General features: G+C 71.5%; 26 protein-coding genes. 10 read left to right on the top strand and 16 right to left on the bottom strand.

Annotated features, from left to right (window positions below):
• Positions 1–31 precede the first annotated feature (31 nt).
• The 7 genes from HH310_RS11440 to HH310_RS11410 all read right to left on the bottom strand — a co-directional run bounded on the left by HH310_RS11440 (position 32) and on the right by HH310_RS11410 (position 6,437).
• Entirely contained in the window at positions 32–712 is a 681-nt protein-coding gene (locus tag HH310_RS11440; protein WP_169175597.1) for a 1-acyl-sn-glycerol-3-phosphate acyltransferase, read from the bottom strand.
• 132 nt (positions 713–844) lie between these two features.
• Positions 845–1,798 (bottom strand): L-histidine N(alpha)-methyltransferase, encoded by a 954-nt coding sequence (egtD, locus tag HH310_RS11435; RefSeq protein WP_169175456.1) that lies wholly within the window; start codon positions 1,796–1,798, stop codon positions 845–847.
• Positions 1,795–2,538: an ergothioneine biosynthesis protein EgtC gene (gene egtC, locus HH310_RS11430; RefSeq protein ID WP_169175455.1), complete on the bottom strand. Its 744-nt coding sequence runs from the start codon at positions 2,536–2,538 to the stop codon at positions 1,795–1,797. Before egtC ends, egtD begins: the two co-directional genes overlap by 4 nt.
• On the bottom strand, positions 2,538–3,836 hold the full coding sequence (egtB, locus tag HH310_RS11425; protein ID WP_169175454.1) for an ergothioneine biosynthesis protein EgtB: 1,299 nt from the start codon (positions 3,834–3,836) through the stop codon (positions 2,538–2,540). Before egtB ends, egtC begins: the two co-directional genes overlap by 1 nt.
• A complete protein-coding gene (locus tag HH310_RS11420) occupies positions 3,833–5,053 on the bottom strand; it encodes a glutamate-cysteine ligase family protein (protein ID WP_169175453.1) in 1,221 nt (406 codons plus the stop codon). The genes egtB and HH310_RS11420 overlap by 4 nt, the downstream gene beginning before the upstream one ends.
• Positions 5,054–5,168: 115 nt before the next feature.
• Positions 5,169–5,768, bottom strand: coding sequence for a DedA family protein (locus tag HH310_RS11415; protein WP_169175452.1), 600 nt, complete (start codon positions 5,766–5,768; stop codon positions 5,169–5,171).
• A 48-nt stretch (positions 5,769–5,816) separates the two neighbouring features.
• Entirely contained in the window at positions 5,817–6,437 is a 621-nt protein-coding gene (locus HH310_RS11410; protein ID WP_169175451.1) for a TetR/AcrR family transcriptional regulator, read from the bottom strand.
• 120 nt (positions 6,438–6,557) lie between these two features.
• On the opposite strand from HH310_RS11410, the gene HH310_RS11405 reads away from it, so the two are divergent.
• Positions 6,558–6,938: a nuclear transport factor 2 family protein gene (locus HH310_RS11405; protein WP_169175450.1), complete on the top strand. Its 381-nt coding sequence runs from the start codon at positions 6,558–6,560 to the stop codon at positions 6,936–6,938.
• 3 nt (positions 6,939–6,941) lie between these two features.
• Here HH310_RS11405 and HH310_RS11400 read toward each other — a convergent pair whose 3' ends face one another.
• On the bottom strand, positions 6,942–7,616 hold the full coding sequence (locus HH310_RS11400; RefSeq protein WP_169175449.1) for an MBL fold metallo-hydrolase: 675 nt from the start codon (positions 7,614–7,616) through the stop codon (positions 6,942–6,944).
• Between the two features lie 201 nt (positions 7,617–7,817).
• Here HH310_RS11400 and HH310_RS11395 point away from each other — a divergent pair, with 201 nt between their 5' ends.
• The 4 genes from HH310_RS11395 to larC are packed head-to-tail and all read left to right on the top strand — an operon-like array spanning position 7,818 to position 11,728.
• Positions 7,818–9,053: a lactate racemase domain-containing protein gene (locus tag HH310_RS11395; RefSeq protein WP_169175448.1), complete on the top strand. Its 1,236-nt coding sequence runs from the start codon at positions 7,818–7,820 to the stop codon at positions 9,051–9,053.
• Positions 9,050–9,892: an ATP-dependent sacrificial sulfur transferase LarE gene (larE, locus tag HH310_RS11390; RefSeq protein WP_169175447.1), complete on the top strand. Its 843-nt coding sequence runs from the start codon at positions 9,050–9,052 to the stop codon at positions 9,890–9,892. Before HH310_RS11395 ends, larE begins: the two co-directional genes overlap by 4 nt.
• Positions 9,885–10,550 (top strand): nickel pincer cofactor biosynthesis protein LarB, encoded by a 666-nt coding sequence (gene larB, locus HH310_RS11385; RefSeq protein WP_169175446.1) that lies wholly within the window; start codon positions 9,885–9,887, stop codon positions 10,548–10,550. The genes larE and larB overlap by 8 nt, the downstream gene beginning before the upstream one ends.
• Positions 10,547–11,728 carry a nickel pincer cofactor biosynthesis protein LarC gene (larC, locus tag HH310_RS11380; protein WP_169175445.1) on the top strand — a complete coding sequence of 394 codons (1,182 nt, stop codon included), beginning with the start codon at positions 10,547–10,549 and terminating at the stop codon, positions 11,726–11,728. The genes larB and larC overlap by 4 nt, the downstream gene beginning before the upstream one ends.
• On the opposite strand, the gene HH310_RS11375 is transcribed toward larC, so the two are convergent.
• Positions 11,711–12,199 (bottom strand): TspO/MBR family protein, encoded by a 489-nt coding sequence (locus tag HH310_RS11375; protein ID WP_169175444.1) that lies wholly within the window; start codon positions 12,197–12,199, stop codon positions 11,711–11,713. The two genes, larC and HH310_RS11375, sit on opposite strands and share 18 nt — an antisense overlap.
• A 175-nt stretch (positions 12,200–12,374) precedes the next feature.
• Between HH310_RS11375 and HH310_RS11370 the strand changes: the two genes are divergently transcribed.
• Entirely contained in the window at positions 12,375–13,907 is a 1,533-nt protein-coding gene (locus tag HH310_RS11370; RefSeq protein ID WP_169175443.1) for a M4 family metallopeptidase, read from the top strand.
• Between the two features lie 165 nt (positions 13,908–14,072).
• Here HH310_RS11370 and HH310_RS11365 read toward each other — a convergent pair whose 3' ends face one another.
• From HH310_RS11365 to HH310_RS11355, 3 genes are all read right to left on the bottom strand, one after another.
• Positions 14,073–15,101, bottom strand: coding sequence for an alcohol dehydrogenase catalytic domain-containing protein (locus tag HH310_RS11365; RefSeq protein ID WP_169175442.1), 1,029 nt, complete (start codon positions 15,099–15,101; stop codon positions 14,073–14,075).
• 199 nt (positions 15,102–15,300) lie between these two features.
• Complete coding sequence (locus HH310_RS11360; protein WP_169175441.1) at positions 15,301–16,572, bottom strand: RNA polymerase sigma factor; 1,272 nt, start codon at positions 16,570–16,572, stop codon at positions 15,301–15,303.
• 15 nt (positions 16,573–16,587) lie between these two features.
• The gene (locus HH310_RS11355) at positions 16,588–16,944 is read right to left on the bottom strand and encodes a YciI family protein (RefSeq protein WP_169175440.1); all 357 of its coding nucleotides are present in this window, start codon (positions 16,942–16,944) and stop codon (positions 16,588–16,590) included.
• Between the two features lie 179 nt (positions 16,945–17,123).
• Between HH310_RS11355 and HH310_RS11350 the strand changes: the two genes are divergently transcribed.
• Positions 17,124–17,963: a hypothetical protein gene (locus HH310_RS11350; RefSeq protein WP_211192030.1), complete on the top strand. Its 840-nt coding sequence runs from the start codon at positions 17,124–17,126 to the stop codon at positions 17,961–17,963.
• Positions 17,964–18,755: 792 nt separating this feature from the next.
• On the opposite strand, the gene HH310_RS11340 is transcribed toward HH310_RS11350, so the two are convergent.
• Positions 18,756–19,787 carry an alcohol dehydrogenase catalytic domain-containing protein gene (locus HH310_RS11340; RefSeq protein ID WP_169175439.1) on the bottom strand — a complete coding sequence of 344 codons (1,032 nt, stop codon included), beginning with the start codon at positions 19,785–19,787 and terminating at the stop codon, positions 18,756–18,758.
• Between the two features lie 34 nt (positions 19,788–19,821).
• Here HH310_RS11340 and HH310_RS11335 point away from each other — a divergent pair, with 34 nt between their 5' ends.
• On the top strand, positions 19,822–20,604 hold the full coding sequence (locus HH310_RS11335) for an enoyl-CoA hydratase/isomerase family protein (protein WP_169175438.1): 783 nt from the start codon (positions 19,822–19,824) through the stop codon (positions 20,602–20,604).
• 4 nt (positions 20,605–20,608) lie between these two features.
• Here the strand turns inward: HH310_RS11335 and HH310_RS11330 are convergent, their stop codons facing one another.
• Entirely contained in the window at positions 20,609–21,247 is a 639-nt protein-coding gene (locus HH310_RS11330; RefSeq protein ID WP_169175437.1) for a bifunctional 2-polyprenyl-6-hydroxyphenol methylase/3-demethylubiquinol 3-O-methyltransferase UbiG, read from the bottom strand.
• 125 nt (positions 21,248–21,372) lie between these two features.
• On the opposite strand from HH310_RS11330, the gene HH310_RS11325 reads away from it, so the two are divergent.
• Together HH310_RS11325 and HH310_RS11320 are read left to right on the top strand one after the other, a co-directional pair.
• Complete coding sequence (locus tag HH310_RS11325) at positions 21,373–22,914, top strand: alkaline phosphatase (RefSeq protein WP_169175436.1); 1,542 nt, start codon at positions 21,373–21,375, stop codon at positions 22,912–22,914.
• Positions 22,915–22,933: 19 nt separating this feature from the next.
• The gene (locus HH310_RS11320; protein WP_169175435.1) at positions 22,934–23,863 is read left to right on the top strand and encodes a diacylglycerol kinase family protein; all 930 of its coding nucleotides are present in this window, start codon (positions 22,934–22,936) and stop codon (positions 23,861–23,863) included.
• 72 nt (positions 23,864–23,935) lie between these two features.
• Here HH310_RS11320 and HH310_RS11315 read toward each other — a convergent pair whose 3' ends face one another.
• Together HH310_RS11315 and HH310_RS11310 are read right to left on the bottom strand one after the other, a co-directional pair.
• On the bottom strand, positions 23,936–25,132 hold the full coding sequence (locus tag HH310_RS11315) for an MFS transporter (RefSeq protein ID WP_169175434.1): 1,197 nt from the start codon (positions 25,130–25,132) through the stop codon (positions 23,936–23,938).
• Between the two features lie 303 nt (positions 25,133–25,435).
• Positions 25,436–25,636 carry a DUF1737 domain-containing protein gene (locus tag HH310_RS11310; RefSeq protein ID WP_312033971.1) on the bottom strand — a complete coding sequence of 67 codons (201 nt, stop codon included), beginning with the start codon at positions 25,634–25,636 and terminating at the stop codon, positions 25,436–25,438.
• Between the last annotated feature and the right edge of the window lie 81 nt (positions 25,637–25,717).

Below are 25,717 nucleotides of genomic sequence, written 5' to 3'. Positions count from 1 at the left end.
CCGGCCGCGAAGTTGGTGAGCGAGACTCAGCTCACGCCTCGGACTTCGGGGCCTTGGCCGAGGAGTACCGGGGCACGTACTCCTGGCCGGTCAGCTTCTGGATCTCGGACATCACGTGGTCGGTGAGCGCGCGCAGCGACGACAGGTCCTCGCTGTACGCCGACGTGTCGATCGGTTTGCCGTACTTGACGGTGACCGTGCGGCGCTCCAGCTTCGGCAGGAACCGGCCCTTGGGCTGGAGCTTGTCGGTGCCGATCGTGCCCACCGGGACGATCGGCACGCCGGCCAGGACGGCCAGCCGGGCCGCGCCGGAGCGGCCGCGGTACAGCCGGCCGTCCGGCGAGCGGGTGCCCTCCGGGTAGACCACCACCGCGCCGCCCGCCTTGAGCACCGGGATCGCGCCGTCGATAGCGGCCAGCGCGGCTCGCCCGCCGGTCCGCTCGACCGGGATCGTGCCGAGGCCGTTCAGCACGCTGCGGGTGATCCAGCCGCCCACGCCCTTGAGGCGGTACGCGTCGGCCTTGACCCAGTACGCCAGATGCCGGGACAGGGTCGAGCCGATGAAGAGCTGATCGGCGGCCGAGATGTGGTTGCCGGCGAAGATCACGCCACCGGTCCGCGGCACGTTCTCGCGGCCCTCGACATGGGGTCGCCAGCCGTACGCCAGCGAGGCGCCGACCGTGAGCTTGCCGATCGTGTAGAGCGGGGGCAACGCACTCTCCCGGAGCGAGGCGATATTGACCAGAAATGTCGCGAGCTTACGACGGGGCACCTTACGCAGCTCTTCTGATCTTGGCAAAGCCCGGGTGGCGGCGATTCTCCTTTCGGCTCGGGTGCCGGTGGTTCAGATCGCCCGGGACAGCGAGACGGCGAACATGCCGGCCGGGTCCGTCCACCAGTGATCCAGCTCGAAGCCCGCCTCGGCCAGCTCGGCCCGGACGCCCTCGCGACGGAACTTGGCGGAGATCTCGGTTCGCATCTCCTCCCCGTCGGCGAAGTCTGCCGTCAGCCCGATGTCCGCGACCGTGACCCGCATGGCGCGGGTGGCCCGGAGACGCATTTCGATCCATTCGTGCTCGGCGTCCCACAAGGCGACGTGTTCGAAAGCCGCCGGGTCGAAGTCCGCGCCCAGGCTGCGGTTGAGGACGTGCAGGACATTCCGGTTGAACTCGGCCGTCACGCCGGCCGCGTCGTCGTAGGCCGGCACCAGCACGGACGGTGACTTCACCAGGTCGGTGCCGAGCAGCAGGTGCTCGCCCTCGCCCAGCACCGCCCGGACGTCGGCGAAGAAAGCCGCCCGCTCGGCCGGGTCGAAGTTGCCGATCGTGCCGCCCAGGAACGCGATCAGCCGGTCGCCGCCGGACGGCAGGAATTTCAGGTGGCGGGTGATGTCCCCGACGATGTTGTGCACCGTCAGACCCGGGTATTCGGCGGTGATCCGCACGGCGGCGTCGGTCAGCGCGGACGGTGAGACGTCCATCGGCACGAACGTCTCCAGGCCGGTGAGCGCCTCCAGCAGCAGCCGCGTCTTCGTCGAGTAGCCGCTGCCCAGCTCGATGAGAGTCCGGGCGTGCGTGTGCCGGGCGATGCCGTCCGCGTGCGCCGCGAGGATCTGCCGCTCGCACCGGGTCGGGTAATACTCCGGCAGCTCGGTGATCTGCTCGAAGAGCTCGCTGCCGCGCTCGTCGTAGAACCACTTCGGCGGCAGCCACTTCGGCGACGCGGTGAGCCCGGTGGTCACGTCGGCCCGCAGCGTGCGGGCCAGTTCGTCGGCGTCCAGATGGACCTCGAGGTTCATGTTTCTCCCAACGGGGTCAGGGTGAGCTTCTCGGAGTCGGCGACGAGCAGCGTGCGGTCGGGGACCTGCCGCCAGGCCGGGTCGTCGTCGAGTGGTTCGGAGGCGATCAGCACGAAATCGTCGCTGCGGCGCACCGACAGCGAATGGCCCGCGGTCGTGGCGACCACCGTCGAGCCGTCGGTGAGCAGCAGGTTCAGCCGCGACTCGGGGGCGACCAGCGACACCGAGGCGAGCACGTTCGCGACCGCGGAGGCCGCGGGCACGCCGGTCCGGAGCTGGTCGTGGACCAGCGCCCAGAGCAGCGCCGAGTCGGTCGGCGCCTCCAGCACCAGCAAGTCTTCGACGGGCAGCGCGGCGGCCAGTTTCGCGATCGAGCGCGGCCAGCCGACCACTTGGCCGTTGTGGCTGAACAGCCACGGGCCGGCGCCGAACGGTGCGGCGGCCGACTCGGTCACCGGCATGCCGGCGGTGGCGGAGCGTACCGCCGCCAGCACCGCACCGGCCGTGACCGACGCGGCCAGCGCGGGCAGCGTCGTGTCGCTCCACATCGGAGTGTCGCGCCGGTAGCGGACCGGGCCGGCCGGGGTGAACCAGCCGGCGCCGAAACCGTCCGCGTTGATGGTGCCGCCGCCGCGCATGTCCCGCGGCGCCCACGACTGGTGGCACAGCGAGTGCGCCGGCTCGAAAAGCAGCCGGGACAACGGGATCGGCGGCCCCAGATAGGCCAGATGACGGCACATCAGGCATCCCGCGCGCAGCGGAAGCCGCTGAAGATCTGCCGGCGGATCGGGTAGTCCCAGTTGCGGAACGTGCCCCGACACGCCGACGCGTCGGTGCCGAACGAGCCGCCGCGGAGCACCTTGTAGTCCGGGCCGAAGAAGACCTCGGAATACTCCCGGTACGGGAACGCGACGAAGCCCGGATAGCCCCGGAAATCGGTCGACGTCCACTCCCAGACATCACCGATCATCTGATGTACGCCCTCCGGTGTCGCTCCCGCCGGATAGGCGCCGACCGGAGCGGGCTGCAGGTGCCGCTGACCGAGGTTGGCGTGGTTCGCCGCCGGATCGTCGTCGCCCCACGGGTAGCGGCGCGAGCGCCCGGTCGCCGCGTCGAAACGGGCCGCCTTCTCCCATTCCGCCTCGGTGGGCAGCCGTTTACCGGCCCATGCCGCGTACGCTTCGGCCTCGTAATAGCAGACATGGACCACGGGAGCGTCGTCGACCACGCGCGCGGTGCGGCCGAACGTGGTGGCCGCCCAGCCGTCCCCGTCCCGTTGCCAGTGCTGGGGAGCGGTCAGCCCGGCGGCCTGCCGATGCGCCCAGCCGTCCGCGGACCACCAGCGCGGATCGTCGTATCCGCGATCGGCGATGAACGCCGCGTACTGCCCGTTGGTGACCGGCGCCCGGTCGATGTGGAACGCCGCGACCTCGACGCGGTGGGCGGGCCGTTCGTTGTCGAGGGCCCACGGCTCGGTGCTGGTGCCCATCGTGAACGGCCCGGCCGGGATCAGCACCGACCCGGCCACCGCACCGGCGGAGGACGGCGGCGGGGGAGCAGTCAGGGCGGGTGCACCGGCTCGTAACTGGTGCGTGGCCAGCATGGTCTCGTCGTGCTGCTGCTCGTGCTGCACGATCATGCCGAACGCGAACCCCTGCTCGACCAGGGGACTGCCGTCCAGGCTGATCCGGTCGAGCACGTCGAGGACCTTGTCGCGCACGCTCGACACGTATCGCCGGGCCTCGGCCGGGCCGAGCAGCGGCAGCGCCGGACGGTCGCGGCGCGGGTGCTGGAACGCGTCGTACAACTCGTCGATGTCGCGGCGCACCGGCTCGCGGCCGCCGACGTCGCGGACCAGCCAGAGCTCCTCCTGGTTGCCGACGTGCGCGAGGTCCCAGACCAGCGGCGACATCAGCGGCGAATGCTGCCGGACGAGGTCGCCGTCGTCCACCGCCTCGGTCAGCGTGACGGTGCGGTCCCGCGCGCGTTCCAGCTCGACGGCGACCCGGTCGCGCAGACGGTCGGTCTCGTAGCTCATCGGTGCTCCTCGGGGTCGTCGCGCAGGCGCCGGTGGATGGTGTCGAGGACGTGGTCGTGCAGGGCGGGCGATAAGCCGGTGCGGCCGAGGCGCGCGGCGGTGAGCCCGGCCAGGGCGGTAGCGGCCCGGTGCAGGCGGCGGTCGGCGAGACCGCGGCGCCACGCCACCGCCCAGCGGTCCGCCACCGGGGCGGTCAGCTCCAGGGCGGCCGCGGTGGTCGCCGCGTCGAGGAGCAGCGCGCTGAGCATCGCGACCGGGACGAACCAGTCCTGACCGCGCTGCGCGTCGAGGTAGCGGACCTCCAGGTAGCCGCGCGGGCGTACCGGCGGGAAGAGAAGGCTCAGGTGGTAGCCGACGTCGTCGGCGGTGGGCGGGAACGGCAGCGCGCCGCGCACCCAGTCGCGCAGGGTCAGCCCGGGCGGCGGATCCCACGCCTCGCCGTCGCGCCGGACGCAGAGGACGGGGGCGTCGAGCGCGAACCGCACCCAACCGGCGGCCGGATCGCTTGGCGGACCGATCGGCGGGTGGGTGAGCCGCGGGTCCATGCCCCACCACGCGGCCATCCGCGCGGAGGCGAGGCCGTCGCGGGCCGAGTTGGCGAACAGGGCGATCAGCGGCGGTCCCAGCGCCAGCACCGCCGCCCAGCGCTCGGGCAGCTCGGCGGCCGGACCCGCGTCGAGGCAGACCTGCAGGCCGGCGGTGCTGCACATCATGGTGCGGCCGTGCCGGCCGCGGGCGTCGAAGGACCGCTCCATCGCCGTGTATCGCGGCGTGTGCAGGATGCGGTGCGGCGGACGGTGCTGGTCGATGCCCTGCTCGCCCAGCGTGAGACCGGCTGCGTCGAGCAGCCCGGTGAGATGGGCGAGGTCGGTGCTGACGGCCCGGTGCAACGCGGTCAACGAGACCGCGGGGGCCGAGGAGATCTCGATCTGGCCGCCCGGTTCGACGGTGAGCACGCCACCGGCGGGCAGTGGCTGCGGCGGGTCCGGCGGATCGAGGGTGGCCGGGGTGTGCCGGCCCAGTGCGTGCCGGAGGGTTCCGGCGTCGAGCGGCGCCCGGGGCGCCGCGGTGTGGTGCAAGGTCCATTCGAGCTCGGCGCCGATGCGGGCGGGCGGGCCGGTCTTGAAGCAGATGGCGCGGATGTGCGCCTCCACTTCCTCCTGGGAGCGCAGCGCCCGGCGGGTGGCCGTCGCCGCGTCGCGATCGAGGGTTGTCATCGGGTGACCTCCGGTTTCCGATTACGTCCCGGCACATTACGAGCACCCTCCGACATTTTCTCGAACAGTGGGCGTCCCGGTGTGCGCATACGGAGTCCGTACGCTGGGAAATTGTCTATTTTGTGACCTGAGTCACCGGGGCTTTTCTGCCCAGCCGGCGCTGGACGAGGAACCCGGCGCCGGTGACGGACGCCGCGATCGAACCGGCCAGCAGCAGCCCGAGCAGGGGCCGGTCGGCGAAGGCGGCACCGCCCAGATAGCCGAGCAGAGACGCCTGGGCGGCCCACACCAGCACACCGCCCGCGGTGTACCAGGCGAACCGCACCGCGGGATAGCCGACGACACCGGCCGCGAGCGCCGTCGTCGAGCGGCCGCCGGGCAGGTAGCGCGCGAAGACGATAACCAGCCCGCCGCGGCTGTGCAGGAGGCGGTGGACCCGGCTGTGCAGGGCGAGCGCCCGGCGGTTGCTCGCCACCGCCTTCGCGCCGCTGCGGCCCACCCGGAACGACAACCAGTCACCGGCGAACGCGCCGGCGGCGGCCACCAGCAGCAGCAACGCCACCTGCGGCCGGCCGGTGCCGGCCGCGGCCACCCCGCACGCCACCACGGTCGTCTCGCTGGGCATGAACGGCAGCAGCGCGTCGAGGCCCGCGACCAGGAACACCACGGCGAAGACCCACGGGCTGGCGGCGATTCCGTCCACATAGTGCGACATGCGGTAACCATGCGGTACCAATGTGTACGGCGATCGACGACGGTCTGTCTAGCCGGGAGGACGGCGGAAGACGCCGTACCACCAGGTCTCGGCCAGTTCGCGGGCGAAAACGGCGTCGTCGGCCGGATCCCCGGCGGTGGCCTGGTCCACGATGGCCTGTTCGCCGCCGACCACGACCACCCGGGTCACCGCCACCGCGTCGATGGTGGCGGGCGCGCGGCCCGCCTTCTGCTCGGTCCGGATCATCTCGATCGTGCGGTCGGTGAACTGCTTGAGCTCGTTCGCCCAGACTTCCCGTACGGACACGTCGTAGGTGGCGACCTCGGTGATCGCACGGCGTAGCGGGGCCTGGTCGCGATAGATCCGTAGAACGTTCTCGAAGGTCTCGGCGAGACGGTCGAGTCCGTCGGCCGGCTCCCACGCCGTGGTGGTCTCGAACGCCGAGCCGGTGAGGTCGGTGGTCAGCCGCAGGATCAGGTCGATCTTGTCGCGGAAGTGGCTGTAGAACGTCGAACGGGCCACGCCGGCCTCGGCGCAGATCTCCTGCACGCCCATCTCGGTGAAGCTGGCCCCGTTCACCAGCAGCCGCCGGGTCGCGGCCAGGATGCCGGCCTCGGCCGTGGTCGGGCGGCCAACCTGCGCGGAGCGCCGCCGGGTGGTCGAAGCCATGCCCAGATCATAGGGCCCTTGCCGGGCGCAACGAGCGTCACACTCCGCTGCGCCCGGACAGGCTGTAGCTTATTTCCGGACGCGATGTCCGGACGTAGCGAACAGAAAAAGGGGAATCTCTTGAGCGAGAGTGTCGAGGCGGTTGCGCGCAAGGCGTACGAGGCCCTCACCCAGAGTTTCGAAACCGGTCAGTGGGACGGCTTCTTCGAGCTTTTCGGCCCCGAGGCCGACGTGATCCTGCCGGCCCCCGCCACCGGTCGTTTCACCGGCGCCGAGGGCCGGGCGAAGGCCGTCGAGTTCTTCAGCAACTTCACCGCCGGGGTGGCTCAGCTCGGCGAGGTCGAGATCATCGGCCAGACCGTCGCAGCGGACCGCATGATCTTCGAGGACCGCGCGAAGGGCACCGTCGGTGGTGAGCCCTACGAGGCGTATCACTGCATCCACATCATCGTGCAGGACGGCAAGGTCGCCGGCTTCCACGAGTACAACCGTCCGGTCTGACGGTCACCGCGCCTTCGCCGAGGCGTACTCCCGGAAACGCTGCACCGCGCCGCCGCTGATCGCACGGCCGTGACCGAAGACGGCGTGCTCGAAAGTGAAGGTGGCGATCTTCGCGATGCTGCGGTTCTCCTCGGCGGGATCGACGGACGACATCCGCGGGGCGGCGGCCACCTTGCCGCCCCGGGCGCCGGTGGCGGCGTCCCCGGTGAACAGGATGCCGCCGGCCCGGTCGAGCAGATAGGACACGTGACCCCGAGTGTGCCCGGGCGTGTGCAGGGCGGTGAAGCCGGTGATCGGCTCCGACTCGTCGCCCGTGATCAGCTGATCGATCTTGGTCGGCTCGGGGTCCTTGAGCACGAGCTTGACCAGGCGGTTCGGCGCGACGCGCTCGATCGCCCCGGTGATCACCGGGGCGTCGGCGGCGTGCGCGAACACCCGGGCGCCGGAGCGGCGGCGCAGGTCGGCCACGTTGCCGATGTGGTCGGGATGGTGGTGCGTGAGCAGCACGGTCGTTACGTCGCCGACGGTCTTGCGGATCTCGGCCAGGGCCTTGTCGATCCGCGCCGATCGGCCGGGCAGCCCGGTGTCGACCAGCACCACACCCTCGTCGGTGATCACCAGATGAACGTGGACAAATCCGAGGTTCAGCTCGAAAACGCCGTCGACGACTTCACGCACGGCGGCAGTCTATGCTGCGGCGCGCCCTGGTTGTCCCACCCCAGTCACCGACGCGGGGTGGGCCGTAATTACGGGATACCACGGTCCGCGTCACGTCCGCTCGCTTTCCACAGCGGGCCCTTCGTCCACAGGCCGCCCGCGGGCCGGCGTCGCGGTGGGTCAGACTTGCCGCACGCAGGTGAACGGACGGAGGGTCGAGGCATGACGGATCTGATCGGCGGGCCGGGCGACACGCTGGGCGACGCTTCGGTGCGAGATTTCGTGGTGGACCGGCTCGCGTCGGCCGACCTGGACGGGCGCTCGGTCCTGGTGATCGTGCCGGACGCCACCCGCAGCTCGCCGTTGCCACTGCTGCTGTCCGCCGTCCACGAGGCGCTGCACGGGCGGGCCGCGGCCGTGACGGTGATGGTCGCGCTCGGCACGCACGCCCCGATGGACGACGCCCACCTGGCGAAACACCTCGGCGGCCCCTATCCCGGATTTACCGTGCGTAACCACGAGTGGTGGCGCCCGGAGGAGCTCGTGTCGATCGGCACGATCGGCGCCGACCGGGTGGCCGAGCTGTCCGAGGGCCGGATGAAGGAGGACGTCGACGTCGTCATCAACCGGGCCGTCGTGGAGCACGACGTGTGCCTGGTGATCGGCCCGGTGTTCCCGCACGAGGTGGTCGGCTTCTCCGGCGGCAACAAGTATTTCGTGCCCGGGGTGGCCGGCCAGGGGATCATCGACTTCTCGCATTGGCTCGGCGCCCTCATCACCAGCGCGCAGATCATCGGCACCCGGGGCATCACCCCGGTGCGAGCCCTGATCGACCAGGCCGCCGCGATGATCCCGAGCCGCCGGCTGGCGTTGTGCCTGGTGGTCGAGTCGGGGTCGGGCGCGCTGCACGCGGCGGCGTTCGGCACGCCGGAGGAGGCGTGGGCCGCGGCCTCGGACATCTCCGCGCAGACCCACGTCGAATATCTGGACGCCCCGGTCAACAGGGTGCTGTCGATCATTCCGGAGAAGTACGACGACATGTGGACCGGCGCGAAGGGGTTCTACAAGGTCGAGCCGATCGTCGCGGACGGCGGGCAGGTCATCCTGTACGCCCCGCACATCACCACCATCTCGGCGATGCACCCGGAGATCGACCAGATCGGCTACCACTGCCGCGACTACTTCCTCAAACAGTGGGACAAGTTCCGCGACTATCACTGGGGCGTGCTCGCGCACTCCACCCACCTCCGCGGGGCCGGCACGTTCGACCTGGTCGGCGGCGAGCAGGATCGGGTGACGGTGACGCTGGCCACCGGGATTCCGGAGCCGGTCGTGCGCCGGGCCAACCTGGACTACCTGGATCCGGCCGAGGTCGCCGCGATCGCCGACGATCCGTCGACGTTCGTGGTGCCGGACGCCGGCGAGGTCCTGTTCCGGCTGCGGGAGGGGCTGCGGTGAGCGACGCTTTCGCCGACGAGGTGCTGGGCCGCGTCGCCTCGGCCCTGACCGGGGTGGACCGCCTCGGGGTGGCGTTCTCCGGCGGCGTCGACTCGTCGGTGCTGCTCGCGCTGGCGGCCCGCACGCTCGGCACGCACCGGGTGGTCGCGATCATGGGCGTCTCGCCCAGCCTCGCGTCGGACGAGCGGCTCGCCGCCTACGGGGTCGCGCGGTTCGTGGGCGTGCCGGTGGTGGAGATCGAGACCCGCGAGGGCGACCGGCCGGAGTATCGGGCCAACGGGCCGGACCGGTGCTTCTACTGCAAGGACGAGTTGTTCACCCGGATCGACGACGCGGTGGTGGCGGCGCACGGGCTGGACGCGGTGGCGTACGGGGAGAACGCCGACGACGCCCGCCGCCCGGACCGTCCGGGCAGTCGCGCGGCCACCCAGCATCGCGTGTTGCGCCCGCTCGCCGATCTGGGGCTGTCCAAGGCGGACGTGCGGCGGGTGGCGCGGGCGTTCGCGCTGCCGAGTGCCGACAAGCCGGCGGCGCCCTGCCTGGCCTCGCGGATCCCGCACTTCGCCGAGGTCACCCCGGCGAAGCTGGAGCAGATCGAGAAGGCCGAGGCGGCACTGCGCCGGCTCGGTTTCGGCGACCTGCGGGTCCGCCATCACGGCGAGATCGCCCGCATCGAGCTGCCGGCCGCCGATCTCGTCCGCGCCGTGACCGATCCGCTGCGCGCGCGAGTGCACGCCGCGGTGGTCGGGGCCGGGTTCCGCTTCGCGGCGGTGGACGTGGCCGGGGTGCAGTCGGGAGCGTTCACGCTTCCCCTGGTGACGGCGGCGGCCGATGTCTGAGCTCGACTCGTACGCCGATCTGGATCTCGGCCGGGCGGCCCGCCGGGGCTACCCGGAGGCCGTCTACTGCGAGGGCAAGACCCCGGAGCAGGTCGCCGGGATCGCGGCGGCCGTCGGTGCGCGACCGGACGTCACCACGCTGTTCACCCGAGCCGGCGAGGACCACGCGGCGGAGGTGCTACGCGCGTTGCCCGACGCGCACTACTTCTCCGAGGCGCGGTTGCTGGCCTGGCCACCAGCGCCACCCCCGCCGACCGGCGGAACGGTCCTGGTCGTCGCCGCGGGCACGTCGGACACCCCGGTCGCGGCCGAGGCCCTGCTGACCGCGCGTTTTCTGGGCCGTCGGACGAAGATGGTCGCCGACGTCGGGGTGGCCGGGCTGCACCGCATCCTGGGACGGCTCGACGACCTGCGCGCGGCCGACGCGATCGTGGTGGCGGCGGGCATGGACGGCGCGTTGCCGAGCGTGGTGGCCGGGCTGGTGTCGGTGCCGGTGGTGGCGCTGCCGACGTCGGTCGGTTACGGGGCCGCGTTCGGCGGGATCGCGGCGCTGCTGGCGATGCTGAACGCCTGCGCGCCCGGGGTCGCGGTGGTCAACATCGACAACGGGTACGGCGCGGGACACCTGGCCGCCCAGATCGCCGCGGTCCGGCGATGAGCGGGCGGCACCTCTGGATCGACGCGTCCGCCGGGATCGCGGGGGACATGCTGCTCGGAGCGCTGATCGACGCCGGAGCCCCCCTCGACGCGATACAAACGGCCGTCGACGCGACCATCCCCGGCTCGGTGCGGATCGACGTGCGCGAGGTGTCGCGGGCCGGCCTGCGAGCCCTCAAGGCCGACGTGGTTCCGCTGGTCGACGACCCGCCGCACCGCACGTGGCGGTCCATCCGGGCGGTCGTGACCGGGCGGGCCGGGGAGGTGTTCGCGCGGCTGGCGCGGGCCGAGGCGGCCGTGCACGGGGTCGCCGAGGAAGACGTGCATTTCCACGAGGTCGGGGCGCTCGACTCGATCGCCGACGTGGTGGGCGTCGCGGCGGCGCTCGACGCGCTCGGCGTCGGCAGCGTCTCGGCCAGTGCGGTGGCGCTCGGGTCGGGCACGGCGCGGACGGCCCACGGGCGCCTGCCGGTTCCGGTGCCGGCGGTGACCGAGCTGGCCCGCGGCTGGCAGGTCAGCGGCGGCGGGCCGGGGGAGCTCGCCACCCCGACCGGGATGGCCCTGATCCGGACCCTGGCGTCGCGTTGCGAGTCGTTGCCGTCGATGACGATCGACACCGCGGGCACCGGAGCGGGCACCCGGGACAATCCGGACCGGCCCAACGTGGTGCGCGTGGTGCTCGGCGCGGCCGAAGCGGACCACGGCCGCCAGGAGGACGCCGTGCTGCTCGAGGCCAATGTCGACGATCTCGATCCGCGTCTGTGGCCCGGTGTCCTGGCGAGCCTGCTGCGGGCCGGTGCCGCCGACGCGTGGCTGGTGCCGATCCTGATGAAAAAGGGCCGGCCCGCGCACACGCTGACGGTGCTCTGCGATCCGGCGGCGGTCCCGGCCGTACGGGACGCGATCTTCCAGGAGACGAGCACGCTGGGGGTGCGCGAAGCGGCGCGGCGCAAGACCACTCTAAAACGAACGTTCGTTCCGGTCACCGTCGGCGGCGTGACCGTCGCCGTCAAGATCGGCCACGCGAACGGCGTCATCGTCCAGGCCATGCCCGAGTTCTCCGACGTGGCCGCGCTGGCCGAGAAGCTCGGCGTGCCGGAGCGGGTCGCCCTGACGCGGGCACTCGCCGCCGCGACCGAGGCGGGACTGATCCCGGGGGAGTCAGCCCCGGTTCAATAGCCAGATGGCCAGGTTCAGGGCGGCGGCGTACGAGACCCAGAGCCAATACGGCACCAGCAGCCACGCCGCCACCCGGCGCACCCGCCAGAACCCCGCCACGGTGGCGGCGATCAGCACCCAGAGCAGGGCGATGTCCGCGAACGCGAGACCGTAGCGACCGAACCCGAAGAACAACGGCGTCCACGCGGCGTTCAGCACGAGCTGCGCCGCGTACGTCCACAACGGCCCGGTGAAACCCGCACGGCGCCACGCCAGCCAGCCGGCGAGCGCGATCATCGCGTACAGGATGGTCCAGGCCGGACCGAACAGCGCGGACGGTGGCGCCCACCCCGGCCGGCGCAGCGACTCGTACTCGGCGGCGGTCCCGGCGACCCCGAGCGCGCCGATGGCCGCGGCGGCGAACACGGCAGCGGCGAAACCCGCGAGCCCCCACCACGGTCGCGAGTGCAGCCTGAGCTGGGAGGTTGTCATACGGAGGGTGATTCCCAGGTTGACAATCCGCAAACTGCGAGGGTTTTCCCTATTTCAAAACATAGACCCTCGTAGATAGCGTCTCCCTCGATAACCAGACGGTGCCGGCTTGACGGCCGCGCCGGATGTCGAGCCCCGCCCGACTACCCCCGCGGGCGGGAAAGGAGTACGCGAGATGTCCCGAAGAACCCCCATGCTCATCGCCGTCGGGACCGCGGTCGCGGCCGTCGCGGCGTTGACCTCCGGGCCCGCGATCGCCCAGCCCGCCGGACCGTCGGCGCAACCCGCCGCGGACGGCGTGGCCACGGCCGACGCCCTCGTCGCCAGCCGGCCCCAGGCGCTCCACGCGACCAGCCACGACACGTTCCACCAGCGCGCCGTCTACAAGTCCGCCGGCCACAACTACGTCTCGTACGAGCGTACGTACAAGGGTCTTCCGGTGATCGGCGGCGACCTCGTGGTCGTCACCGACGCGGCCGGCAAGACGACGTTCACCTCGGTGGCGCAGAGCAGCTCGATCGGCGAGCTGTCGACCGCGCCGGCGATCTCCGACAGCGCCGCCGTCGCGACCGCGAAGAAGCAGCTCAAGTCGGTGTCCGGCGTCGAGTCCACGAAACTGGTCGTGGTCGCCGACGAGGGCAAGGCGGCCACCCTGGCGTGGGAGTCCACCCTCAACGGTGTCGGCGCCGAAGGCCCGAGCCGGCTGACCGTCGACGTGGACGCGACCTCCGGCCAGGTGCTGAGCACGTACGAGCACGTCACCGACGTCACCGGCACCGGGACCGGCTGGATCAACGGCTCGGTGTCGCTGAACACCACCCAGTCCGGCTCGACGTTCTCCATGCGTGACCCGGCCACCACGAACCTGAGCTGCCAGGACGCCTCCACCCGCGTGGTGTTCAGCGGTTCGGACAACGTGTGGGGCAACGGCGTCGCGACCAACAAGGAGACCGGCTGCGTCGACGCGCTCTACGTGGCGCAGAAGCAGAAGTCGATGCTGTCCTCGTGGCTGGGCCGCAACGGACAGAACGGCAACAACGGCGCGTGGCCGTTGCGCGTCGGCCTCAACGACGAGAACGCGTACTACGACGGCACCCAGGTCCAGATCGGCCACAACACCGCCGGTCGCTGGATCTCGTCGCTCGACGTCGTCGGCCACGAGCTGGGCCACGGCATCGACGACACCACCCCGGGCCGGATCTCGCGCGGCGGCACCCAGGAGTTCGTCGCCGACACGTTCGGCGCGGCCACCGAGGCGTTCGCGGCGAACCCGAACGACCCGGCCGACTTCCAGGTCGGCGAAGAGGTCAACCTGGTCGGCTCCGGCCCCATCCGCTACATGTACAACCCGTCGCTGGCCGGCGACGCCAACTGCTACTCGAGCAGCGTCCCGGGCTCCGAGGTGCACGCCGCGGCCGGCCCCGGCAACCACTGGTTCTACCTGCTGTCGCAGGGCACCGGCGCGAGCCCGGCCAGCCCGACCTGCAACGGCTCCACGGTGACGGGCGTCGGCATCCAGAACGCCATCAAGATCATGTACAACGCGATGCTGATGAAGACGTCGAGCTCCTCGTACCTGCGCTACCGCGTGTGGACGCTGCAGGCCGCGAAGAACCTGACCCCCGGCAACTGCACCCTGTTCAACTCGACCAAGGCCGCCTGGACCGCGGTGAGCGTGCCGGCCCAGTCCGGCGAGCCCACCTGCTGACCAACCTCGAGATGAGGGGCCGGCGCGATCATGCGCCGGCCCCTTTCCCCGTACGCCTCGGCGATCCCCCCACGGGTCAACGTTCCCCGTACGCCCGGGTCCACCCCCACCCCCAGGCATTCCCCGTACGCGTCCCCGAGCCCCCATGCACCTCGGCGCGTCTTCTCAAGGGGTGATACGCGCCTTGATCGCCTCGCGTTCGGTCATCGCGCGATACCCCTCCGGCACGTCGGCCAGCCCGATCGCCAGGTCGAAGACGCGGCCGGGCTCGACGGTGCCGTCCAGGATGTCCGGCATCAGCTCTTCGATGTACGCGCGTACGGGCGCCGACCCGCCGGTGAGCGTGAGCCCGCGACGGTAGAACGGCACGCCCGTCGGCGCCTCCCCGTATTGCGGGACGCCGATGCTGCTGATCACGCCGCCGGTCCGTACGACGCCCATCGCCTGCTCGATCGCCTCCCGGAAGCCGACCGCCTCGATCACGCGATGGGTGCCGTCACCGCCGGTCAGCTCACGCACCTTCTCGACACCCTCGTCGCCCCGCTCGGCCACGACGTCGGTGGCCCCGAACTCGCGGCCCAGGTCGGTCCGCTCCTTGTGCCGCCCCATCAGGATGATCCGCTCGGCCCCGAGCCGCCTCGACGCCAGCACGGCCGAGAGCCCGACCGCGCCGTCCCCGATCACCGTCACCGTGGTCCGCGGGTTCACGCCGGCCCGCACCGCCCCGTGATGCCCCGTCGCGTACACGTCGGTGAGCGAGAGCAGCGACGGCATCAGCACCGAGTCGGCCGCCACCGGCAGCTTGATCAGCGTGCTGTCGGCCAGCGGCACCCGTACGGCCTCGGCCTGCGCACCCGGGATCGCGTACGAGAACGACCCACCGTGCCGGCAGTTGTTGAACCGCCCGTCCCGGCAGAGGTCACACGTCCCGTCCGAGAACGCCCAGGGCGAGACGACGAGGTCACCGCGTTTGAGGCTGCCGACCGCCGCCCCGACCTCCTCGACGACCCCGATGAACTCGTGCCCGAGTGCTTCCGGCGCGTTGTCCGCGCCCCGGCGGTACCGGTGCAGGTCGCTGCCACAGATCCCGGACTGCAGGACGCGCACGACGACATCCCCGGGCTCCTCGACCGCCGCATCCGGCACGTCCTCCACCCGGATGTCCCCGGCACCGCGCAAGATGGTTGCTTTCATAATCAAAAGCGAACACCGCAATCCCTGATTCGACGACCCGCGCCTCCCAGATACCGGGATGATCCTCGGCAAGGGCGCGTGCCCGGCGCCGCTCGCCCACCTCCCTGCCCAGCTAGGGCGGTTGGGCAGGGAGACCGGCCGTCCAGAGGGCGTAATTCCCCACACTCCCGGCGGGTGCCCGGACCGCGGGCCTGGCAACCTACTGGGGGTCCCATTTCGTGGCGGTCTCGCGCAGGCGGCGTTGCAGGAACGCTCGCTCCGGGCCGTTGCCGGCGAGGTCGAGCGCCTGCCGGTACGCGTCCGCCGCCTCCGCCGTCCGGCCCAGCCGGCGAAGCAGGTCGCCGCGAGCCGCGGGAAGCAGGTGGTATCCGGCCAGCCGCCGGTCCGCGGTCAAGGCGTCCAGGAGCTCCAGCCCGGCCGCGGGTCCGTCGGCCACCGCGACCGCCACCGCCCGGTTCAGCTCGACCAGCGGCGAGGGTGCCACGGTGCGGAGGACGTCGTACAGGGCGACGATCTGTGGCCAGTCGGTGGTCGCGACGTTTGCCGCCTCGTCGTGCACGGCCGCGATGGCGGCCTGCAGGGCGTACGGGCCGGGTGGGCCACCGGTCAGCGCGTCGATCACGAGGCGACGCCCCTCCTCGATCTTGCCGGCGTCCCAGAGGGAGCGGTCCTGGTCGTCGAGCAGCACCAGGTCGCCGCGGACGTCCACCCGCGCGGCGCGGCGGGCGTCGATGAGCAGCATCAGGGCGAGCAGGCCGGCCACCTCCCGCTGCCGGGGCATGAGGCGGCGCAGGATCCGGGCCAGCCGCATCGCCTCGTCGGCCAGGTCGGGGCGCATCAGTGCGGGGCCGCTGGTCGCGGCGTACCCCTCGGTGAAGATCAGATAAATCACCCGGAGCACGGCCGGCAGCCGTACCGGCAGCTCGTGGGCGCGGGGCACCCGGAACGGGATCCGCGCCTCGCGGATCTTGCGTTTCGCCCGCACCAGTCGCTGCGCCATCGTGGCGTTCGGGGTGAGGAACGCGCGGGCGACCTCCGGCGTGGTGAGGCCACCGAGGCAGTTCAGAGTGAGCGCGGTCTGCGCCTCCAGCGCCAGCGACGGGTGGCAGCAGGTGAAGAAGAGGTACAGCCGTTCGTCCGGCTGGTCGTCCGGGTCGGCCCAGCCCGGGTCGGGCTCCGGCGGTGGCGGCTCGTACCGGTCGGCTTCCACCTGCAGCAGGGCCAGCTTCGCCGCCAGCACCTTGTCCCGGCGCAGCAGATCGACCGCCCGGTGGCGGGCCGTGGTCAGCAGCCACGCCGCCGGGCGGTTGGGCACCCCGTCGCGCGGCCACCGCTGCAACGCCGTGGCCACGGCGTCCGCGGCGACCTCCTCGGCCAGGTCGAGGTCACCGAGGGTACGCACGAGCGAGGCCAGCAGACGCCCCCACTCCTCGCGGAAGACCGCTTCGACCGAGTCCGCCGCCGTACCCATCGGTGACCTCCACCCTCATGACGCGCTGTCGAACTCCATGATCGGCCGTACTTCGACCGATCCGTATTTCGCGCCCGGGCACTTCGCCGCCCAGTCGATCGCCGCGTCCAGGTCGGGCACGTCGATCAGGTAGTAGCCGCCGAGGACCTCCCGGGTCTCGGCGAACGGCCCGTCGGTGACCACGCGCTCGCCGTCCTTGACCCGGACGGTGGTGGCCGTCTTGCTGTCCTGCAGAGCCTCTCCACCCGTGCTGGCCTTGGCCTCGTTGATCGCGTTGCTGTACGCCCAGTACTCGTTCATCACCTGCTCGGCCTCGGCCGGGTCGGGCGCGGCGGTGGGTTCCTCGCTGTAGATCAGCAACAGGTAACGCATGATGGTCTCCCTCACGTCGAGTAGCCGCCGATCGGCCGCTTCCATCGTGACGACGATCGGGCGCGGCGTTATCGACATCCCGTACGAGAAATTTTCTACCGGCCGATGTCGAAGAGTCTCAAGCCCCTTCCCGTGGCTGGACGGGCAACGAGATCGTGACCTGTGTTGAACTGGATGGCATGCAGATGCGTCCAGCGGAACTGGCGGCGATCCGGGCCGGCGATGTCGACGTGGCGTTTCGCCGGTGGGAACGGCCTCGGGTCCGGGTCGGTACCCGGATGCGCACCGCGGTGGGACTGGTCGAGGTCATGTCCGTCGACCGCGTGCCGGTGAGCTCGCTGACCGCCTCGGACGCCCGGCGGGCCGGCGCGGCTTCGCTGGCGGCGCTCCGGCAGGAGTTGGATGGTCTGCACCCCGAGCGGCCGGTGTATCGGATCGGATTGCGCTACGCCGGCGCCGATCCGCGGCAGGCGTTGCGGGAGTCGGTCCCGGACGCTGCGGAGATCGACGCGATCGGCGCCTGGCTGGACCGGCTCGACCGCGCCTCGCCGACCGGGACGTGGACCCGGGCGACGCTGCTGCTGATCGACGAACTGCCGGCCACCCGGGCACCCGACCTCGCCCAGCGGATGGGCCGCGACACCCCCTCGTTCAAGCAGAACGTCCGCAAGCTGAAGGAGCGCGGCCTGACCGAATCGCTGGACATCGGGTATCGGCTCTCGCCGCGCGGCGCCGCCGTGCTGGACCACGAGGGCCACCCCCGCCCGTCCCGCGGCAGGGTGGCACCGGAGCCGGGCATCCCGCTGCCCCACCTCGGCGCAGCTGCGACGCGCGCGCTGACCGCGCAGGGCGTGGTCCGGCTCGAGCAGGTGGCCGGGCTGAGTGCCGCCGAGGTGCAGGCACTACACGGGGTCGGGCCATACGCCCTTGGCCGGCTGCGCGCGGCGTTGGACGCAGCCGGCCTGGCTTTCCGCGACGATCCCGGCGCGGCGCGGCGCGGCGCCGCGGCCAAGCGCTGAGCGGGCACGAGCGCACGAACCTGCTCCGCGATCACGAAGATCAGGCCCACGTCCAGCACCGCCGCCCGCCATGCCAGAAACGCCCTGAGCTGCACGACGTGCTCGCCCCACAGGCCGGCGCAGCCACTGCGCCGGCCCCACAGGCCGGCGCAGTGGCTGGAGAAACGCCGTATGCCCCGGGCGGCGCGCATATCCGACATTTCCGGTGACCGGGATGGATAGCCGGCCGCTGCGATGGCCGCGCCGGTGCTCCGGCTCAACGAGTGACCCACGGCGGTTCCATATCGTGGGACTCGCGGCCGCGTACTGAGACCGGCGACCGCATCCTGGACCCGGCGTCCGCGATGCGGGATTCTCGTCCATTGTGGAGCAGCTTTTGTCCGGCAATGTGGCCTTCGCGCGGCGGGCTTTCCCGGCCAGATGTGAACCTTGGAGAGTTATGGCTCGTATGTGGGCGCAACTCTCCAAGGTTCACGAAAAGCCCACGATGTGGCTCCGATATCCCACAAAGCGGAAACACGCGCCCCGCCGCGGAGATCGTCGCGCGACGATGGCGATCCCCGCGGCCGCACCGACCCACGCTGCGCATCGGCGTCGGCCGCGGCTACCCAGGCTGCGCATCGAGGTCGGCCGCGGCTGCCGAGTTGCCCAGTCAGGCCCCAGGTTGCCCAATCAGTCCCCAGGTCAACACGGCTTCTTCTCTGGGCGCGCGGCGTGGTCGAACTCGGCCAGCTCCGCCGCCAATCGCGCATCGAAAGGCGCCGGCTCGAACTTATCCAACTCCAAGTCGGCCTACGGGCGGATCAGCACCTTCAGCGATTCGCGGCGGTCCATCGCCCGATAGCCGTCGGCCACCCCGGCCAGGCCCACCGTCGCGTCGAAGACCCGGCCCGCCGGCACCGCGCCGGACAGGACGTCGGGCAGCAGCAGCTCCATGTAGGCGCGGACCGGCGCCACCCCGCCGGTCAGCGTGACGTTGCGCCGATACAGGGGCATGCCGACCGGCCCGTCAACGTATTGAGGCACACCGATCCGGCTGATCGTGCCCCCGTCGCGCACCACACCCAAGGCTTGCTCGTACGCCTCGACGAAGCCCACCGCCTCGATCACGTAGGGGGAGCCGTCGGTCAGCTCCCGCACTTTGGCGATGCCTTCGGGTCCGCGCTCGGCGACGACATCCGTGGCACCGAACTCGCGGCCCAGGTCGGTGCGCGACTTGTGCCGGCCCATGAGAATGATCCGCTCGGCGCCCATCCGTTTCGCGGCGGCGACCGCGAACAGGCCGACAGCGCCGTCACCGATCACCGTCACCGTGCTGCCCGCGGTCACCCCGGCCCGTAACGCGCCGTGATAGCCGGTCGGATACACGTCGGCCAGCGCCAGCAGCGACGGCAGCAGCGGCGAGTCCTCCGGAACGGGCAGCTTCACCAGCGTGCCGTCGGCCTGCGGCACCCGCACCGCCTCGGCCTGACCGCCGCCGACACCCTTCACCGCCCAGTACCCACCGTTGCGGCAGGACGTGTGCAGACCGGCACGGCAGAAGTCACACGTGCCGTCGCAGTAGGTGTCGGCGGCCACGACCAGGTCACCGCGACGGAAGCGCCGGACGTCGGCGCCGACATCCTCGACCACACCGAGGAACTCGTGGCCGATCGGCCGAGGCGGCGCGTCCGGGTTCATCCTGCGGTGGTACGGGTGCAGGTCGCTGCCACAGACGCAGGACAGCACCACCCGTACGACGGCATCGGTGGGTTGCTCGACGCGGGGGTCGGGTACCTCCTCCATCCGGACGTCGCCGGGCCCATGCAGAAGAATCGCTTTCATAACGACAGCAAATCACTTGACGCAAGGAGACGGGATGGCCGACGCGCGAAGGGGCGACCAGCCCGCCGATGTGGAACTGTCCGGCCACGGGCCGATCGCCGAGATCCGGCTGAACCGGCGCGCGATCTCCACCGCGATGGCCGAGCAACTGACGACGGTGGCCGCCGCGGTGGACGCCACCCGAGCCCGAGCGGTCGTCCTGACCTCCAGCGCGCCGGACGCCTTCTGCGTGGGCGCGGACCTCAAGGAGCGCCACACGCTCACCGACGCCGAGTTCATGACGCAGCGCCTCGTCTTCCGGCGCGCCTTCACCGCCATCCGGGAAATGCCGGTGCCGTCCGTCGCGGCCCTGCACGGCTACGCGCTCGGCGGCGGCTTCGAGCTGGCGCTCAACTGCGACCTGATCGTCGCCGACGAGACCGCCGTGGTCGGCCTCCCCGAGGTGACGGTCGGCATCGTGCCGGGCGGCGGCGGGACACAGCTGTTGCCGCGCCGGGCCGGTTACGGCATCGCGGCCGACCTGATCCTCACCGGCCGGCACGTCCCGGCGGCCGAGGCGCTGCGGCTGGGCCTGGTCGACCGGCTCGTCCCGGCCGGCGACGCGCGAACGGCGGCGACCGAGCTGGCCGAGCGGATCGCCGCCAACTCTCCGGTCGCGGTCGCGAACGCCCGCAACGCGCTGCGGCGCGGCCTCGACGTCGATCTGCCCGCGGGCCTCGACATCGAGGACTCCGCGTGGCGCGCCACGGTTTTCTCGGAGGACCGCCGGGAGGGCGTCCGCGCTTTCGTCGCGAAGCGCAAGCCCCACTGGCGATGAGTCGCTACGTCGTCGCGTAGATGATGTGCCGGTTCGCGGTCACATGCGCCGTGAGGTCCCAGCCGGGTAAGGCCCGGAGCTCGGCTGGCTGCCAATACCGTTTGACCACCTCGAAGCGGCGCCCGTCGTTGAGCTCCCGCTGCTGGCGATCGTCCGGGAGCCGCTCGTGGTGGTAGCTGTCGATCAGGAAGATCCGGCCGCCGGGACGCAGCGCCGCGCTGACCTTCCGCTGGAACGCGGCGAGCCGATCGGCCGGGACGTGCGACAGCCAATAGGCGAAGAACACGACGTCGAACCCGTCGGCGGGCGGCTCCCACTCGAAAAGGTCCGCCTGAACATATACGACATTTCCAGAAGTGCGCGCTCGGTTGATCGCCAATGCCTCAGGAGCGGCATCGACGGCGGTCACGCGTGAGGCCTGCCGAGCCAGCCGCGCCGTCCACCACCCCGTACCCGCGGCCAGCTCGAGCACATCCCCGCCCGGCCCGAACGAATCCAGCGCCCGCGTCACCTCGTCGACGTCGGCGAACCACTTCGCCTCCTCCGACGGGGATTTCGCGTACCGCCCCCGGGCCTGCCACCACTCGTCATACTCCGGTGCCCGCTGCCGGTAATACTCCCGCTGCTCACTCAACCGGTCCATGATCCGCAGACTAGGCGAGGGGTATTTTCCATCGCCATCTATATGTTGGGCGCGCGTCGCCGTATCGTCACCGAGTGCCACCACAGTGACCGTCGACACAGGACCAAACACCGGGGGAGTCCGCCGTGCCAACTCGACGCCAAGTCCTCGCCACCGCCGCCTTAGCCAGCGGAGCCGCCGCGCTCCCGGCCACGCGGAGCGACACCAACGTCTTCCCGCTCGGTGTCGCGAGCGGCGACCCGCTGCCCCACGCCGTCATCCTGTGGACCCGCCTGATGGGCCGGCACCTGAACAGCCGGGTCGAGGTGGAGTGGCAGGTCGCCCGCGACGAGCGCTTCCGGCACATCGAGAAGCACGGCCGCACGACGGCGAGACGAGAGCTCGCCCACTCCGTGCACGTCGACGCGCGCGGCCTCGACGAGGGATGCGAATACTTCTACCGCTTCCGGGCGCTCGGCGAGATCAGCCCGGTCGGCCGGACCAGGACCGCGCCGGGCAGCCGCCTGCGGTTCGGCATCGTGAACTGCCAGGACTTCCAGAACGGCTACTGGCCCGCCTACTGGGGGCTCGCCGACGAAGACCTCGACGTGGTGCTGCACCTCGGCGACTACATCTACGAGTACGACCCGAGCAGCCGCTTCGCCGACCGCAACCACACCACGCCGCAGACCCCGGGGCTCGACCAGCTCGTCACGCTCGACGACTACCGCGCCCGGCACGCCCAGTACAAGGGTGACCCGGCGCTGCAGAAGGCCCACGCGATGGTCCCGTGGATCGTCACCTGGGACGACCACGAGACCGAGAACAACTACGCCGGGCTGGTCGACGAGATCGACGACACCGGCGCCCGGAACCAGACAGTCGCCGCCTTCAAAAAGCAGCGCGCCGCCGCGTACCAGGCCTACTACGAGCACATGCCGATCCGGGCCGACCTGCGCCCCGGCTCGGCCGACCTGCGGATCTTCCGGCGGTTCGACTTCGGACGGCTGCTGCGCCTCAACGTGCTCGACACCCGCCAGTACCGTACCGACCAGCCGGGCGGCTTCCCCGGCGACTTCGGCCTCGCGGAAGCCGGCACCGCGAACACCGCCGGCACCCTCACCGGCGAGGACCAGGAGCGCTGGCTGCGCGCCGGCCTCGACCACTCGCCGGCCCGCTGGAACGTCATCGCGCAGCAGGTCATGATGAGCCGGATCAAGTTCCCGAACCCGACCGGCAACCCGGTTCCGCCGATCGTCGCGAACCTCGACCAGTGGGACGGCTACGCACCGCAGCGCACCCGGCTGCTCACCCATCTGCAGAACGCGCGCGTGGCCAACCCGGTCGTGCTGGCCGGCGACATCCACTCCACCTGGTTCAGCGAGCTGCGCACCGACTTCGACCGCCCGGACCTGGCGCCGGTCGCTGTCGAGTTCACCGCCACCTCGGTCAGCTCGGACTTCCCGATCGCGTTCGACGCGCCGCTGAAGGCGCTCAACCCGACGCTCAACCCGCACGTCCGCTACTTCGACGGGTCGCGCCGCGGCTACCTGCGCTGCACAGTCACGAAGTCGGCGTGGCACACCGACGTGCGTACGGTCGAGACGATCGATGTCCGCCGCACGCCGGTCACGACCTCCGCGGCGTACGTGGTGGAAAGCGGAAGGTCGATGCTGCAGGCCGGGTGAAACTGCGACAATGTCGCGGATGCGGACCAAGCAGCAGCTCACCGACGCCATCCGCCGGGACCGCCGCGCGATCCTCGTGGTCAACGCCCATTCGCGCCGAGGCCGGGTGCTCTACGAACAAACCCGCGCCAAGGTCACTGCCGCGGGTTTCGAGCTGCTTTCCGCGTACGGCGTGGAAAAGCCCGAAGAGTTGGAGAGAGTCCTGGCGGCGGCCATCGACAAGGGTCCTGATCTGTTGATCGCGGGCGGCGGCGATGGCACCATCAGCACGGCGGCGCGGCTGCTGGCCCACCGGGACGTCGCGATGGGCTTGCTGCCGCTGGGCACCACCAACAATTTCGCGCGTACGGCCGGGATTCCGCTCGACCTGGACGCGGCGGTCGCGACGCTCGCCGGCGGCAAGGTGATCGATCTGGACCTCGGGCTGGCCGGCGACGTGGCGTTCACGAACCACGTCGGGATCGGCCTGTCCGCGGAGGTGATGCGCAAGGCGCCGCCGCCGCTGAAGCGGGTGCTGGGCCGGTACGCTTATCCGCTGACCGCGCTCGGACTGCTCGGCGGGCACCGGCCGCTGCGCGTGACGGTCCGCACCGGCGAGCGGCAGCACGTGTTCGTGAGCCACCAGGTGTACGTGGCGAACGGCGGCTTCCACGCGGGACGCCCGATCACCGGCGACGCCGACGCGGACGACCGGCTGCTGATCGCGTACCCGGTCGGCGGCCCGTCACGCCGCACGCTGCTGCGCGAGACGGCCCGCAACGCGGCGACCGGCCCGCGCCGCACCTTGCGCGAGGAGCCGTTCCTCGCGGTGGGGGAGCTGTGGCTGGAGACCGACCGGCCGGCGCGCGTCGAGGTGGACGGCGAGCCGGCCGGCCACACGCCGCTGCGGATCGGCCTCGCCGCGAACGCGCTGCGGGTGATGGCCCCGCCGGACGCGCACGACCGCTAACCGGGCCCGCTCAGGCGTTGGCGACCGCCGGCCTCGCCCTTCCAGGCGTTGGCGACCGTCGGCCGTGCGCTTTCAGGCGTTGGCGACGGCCAGCCGGGCGCGTTCGCGGCCGAACGCGCCCATCGCCAGCGCGCCCACCACCGGGCCGGGGACCAGCAGCCAGAACGCCCAGCGCCAGCCGACCGCGTCGGCCAGCACGGGCACAAGCTGGATGGTGACGACGGTCAGGGCGAACCCGATCGCGGTCTGCGCGGTCAATGCCGTCCCGACGTAGCGCTTGTCGGCGACCTCGCTCAGCGACGTGGAGAAGACGCCGGAGTCCGCGATCACCGCCGCGCCCCAGACGACGGCGAGCAGCACGACAACATTCATCGGGGCGGTGAAGAACAACGGCGACACCACGCAGCACGCGCCGCTGACCACGAGCGCGGTGACCGCCGCCCGGGGCCGGCCGAAACGGTCCGCCGCCCACCCGCCGGCCAGGCATCCGGCCACCCCGGCGAGGCCGATCGCGATGAACGAGAGCAGGTCGACGTGCGCGCCGGCGTGCCCCGCGATCAGGTAACTCGGCAGCCAGGTCCAGAGCGCGTACAGCTCCCACATGTGGCCGAAGTAGGCGACGTTCACCAGCCGGGGACCACGCTGCCCGAACATGGCCAGCGCGTACCGTGGGTGCGGCTTCGGCGGTGTCCCCTGCGCGAACTGCGGACCCTCCCGGACCAGCGTCACCGCCACCAGCGCGCCCAGCACCGCGCACCCGGCCGCCGCGCTCATCACGCCCCGCCACGGCAGGTCACCCAGGCCGCTGATCAGGTGCGGCAGCGCGGACCCGAGGGTGAGCGCGCCGATCATCACGCCGAACGCCAGGCCACGCCGCGCCGGCGGCGCCCACGAGCCGGTAAGCTTCATGCCCACCGGGTACACGCCGGCGAGGAACACACCGGTGAGGAACCGCAGCGGGATCGCACTCGCCAGCCCGTCGACGGCGAGCGCGAAGACACCGGTGCAGGCCGCCGCGAGCAGCGCGCAGACCGCCATCAGCAGATGCGCGCGCACCCGGTCGGCGAGGTTCAGCGCGGTCGAGGTGATCGCGCCGGCCACGAACCCCAGCTGCACCGACGCGGTCAGCCACACCGACGCCGTCTCGCTGATGTGCCACGACGCACGCAACGCCGGAACCACCGCGGACGCGGAGAACCACACGGCCAGACCGAGCACCTGAACGGCGGCGATGAGAGCGCGCTGCGCGCCCGGCTTCCCGAAGCTCATGGCATTCTCTACCACGATCAGCCGCCAGCGATCGACCATGGACGTGCGCCGCCCTCTTTCCGGGACGCGGGCACCGAGCAGCGCCGTTCTGGGCTGCGCCGTTCTGGGCTGCGCCGTTCTGGGCTGCGCCGATCCTCGCCGCGCCGATCCGGGCGGGCCGGGGCGCCGCGCTGATGCGGGCCGCGCGCTGATCACCCCGGCGGCGCCGCGACACGACCGGACGAAGTGGGCCGGTGCGGTGGGCCGGACGCCCGAAGGCGCGACGGTCTGGCGTAACCGGATCGATTCGGTGCGCCCCATGGCTCATCTTGCCGGCGGCGCACTCTCCGGCTCCGGCAGGACCAGGGCTTGAGCGGCGACGACCCGCTGCCCGTCGAAGGTCAGTGCGGGCGACCCGTGCAGGCGGTAGCCCTGCTCCAGCAGGCTACTGACACGAGCACAGAACTCGGCGTCGTCCGGACCCGTGATAAGTCGATACCTCAACGGCTGCGCAAGATCAGACACAACCGCATTCTGCCCGTCCGCCCAGCCTCGCTGTCGGCCGGCTCTGGACATTATGGAGACCTTGGAGACTTGCGCCCACAT

This window comes from Actinoplanes sp. TBRC 11911 (assembly GCF_012933445.1).
Classification (GTDB): Bacteria; Actinomycetota; Actinomycetes; order Mycobacteriales; family Micromonosporaceae; genus Actinoplanes.
This window is presented reverse-complemented; position numbering and strand designations above follow the sequence as displayed.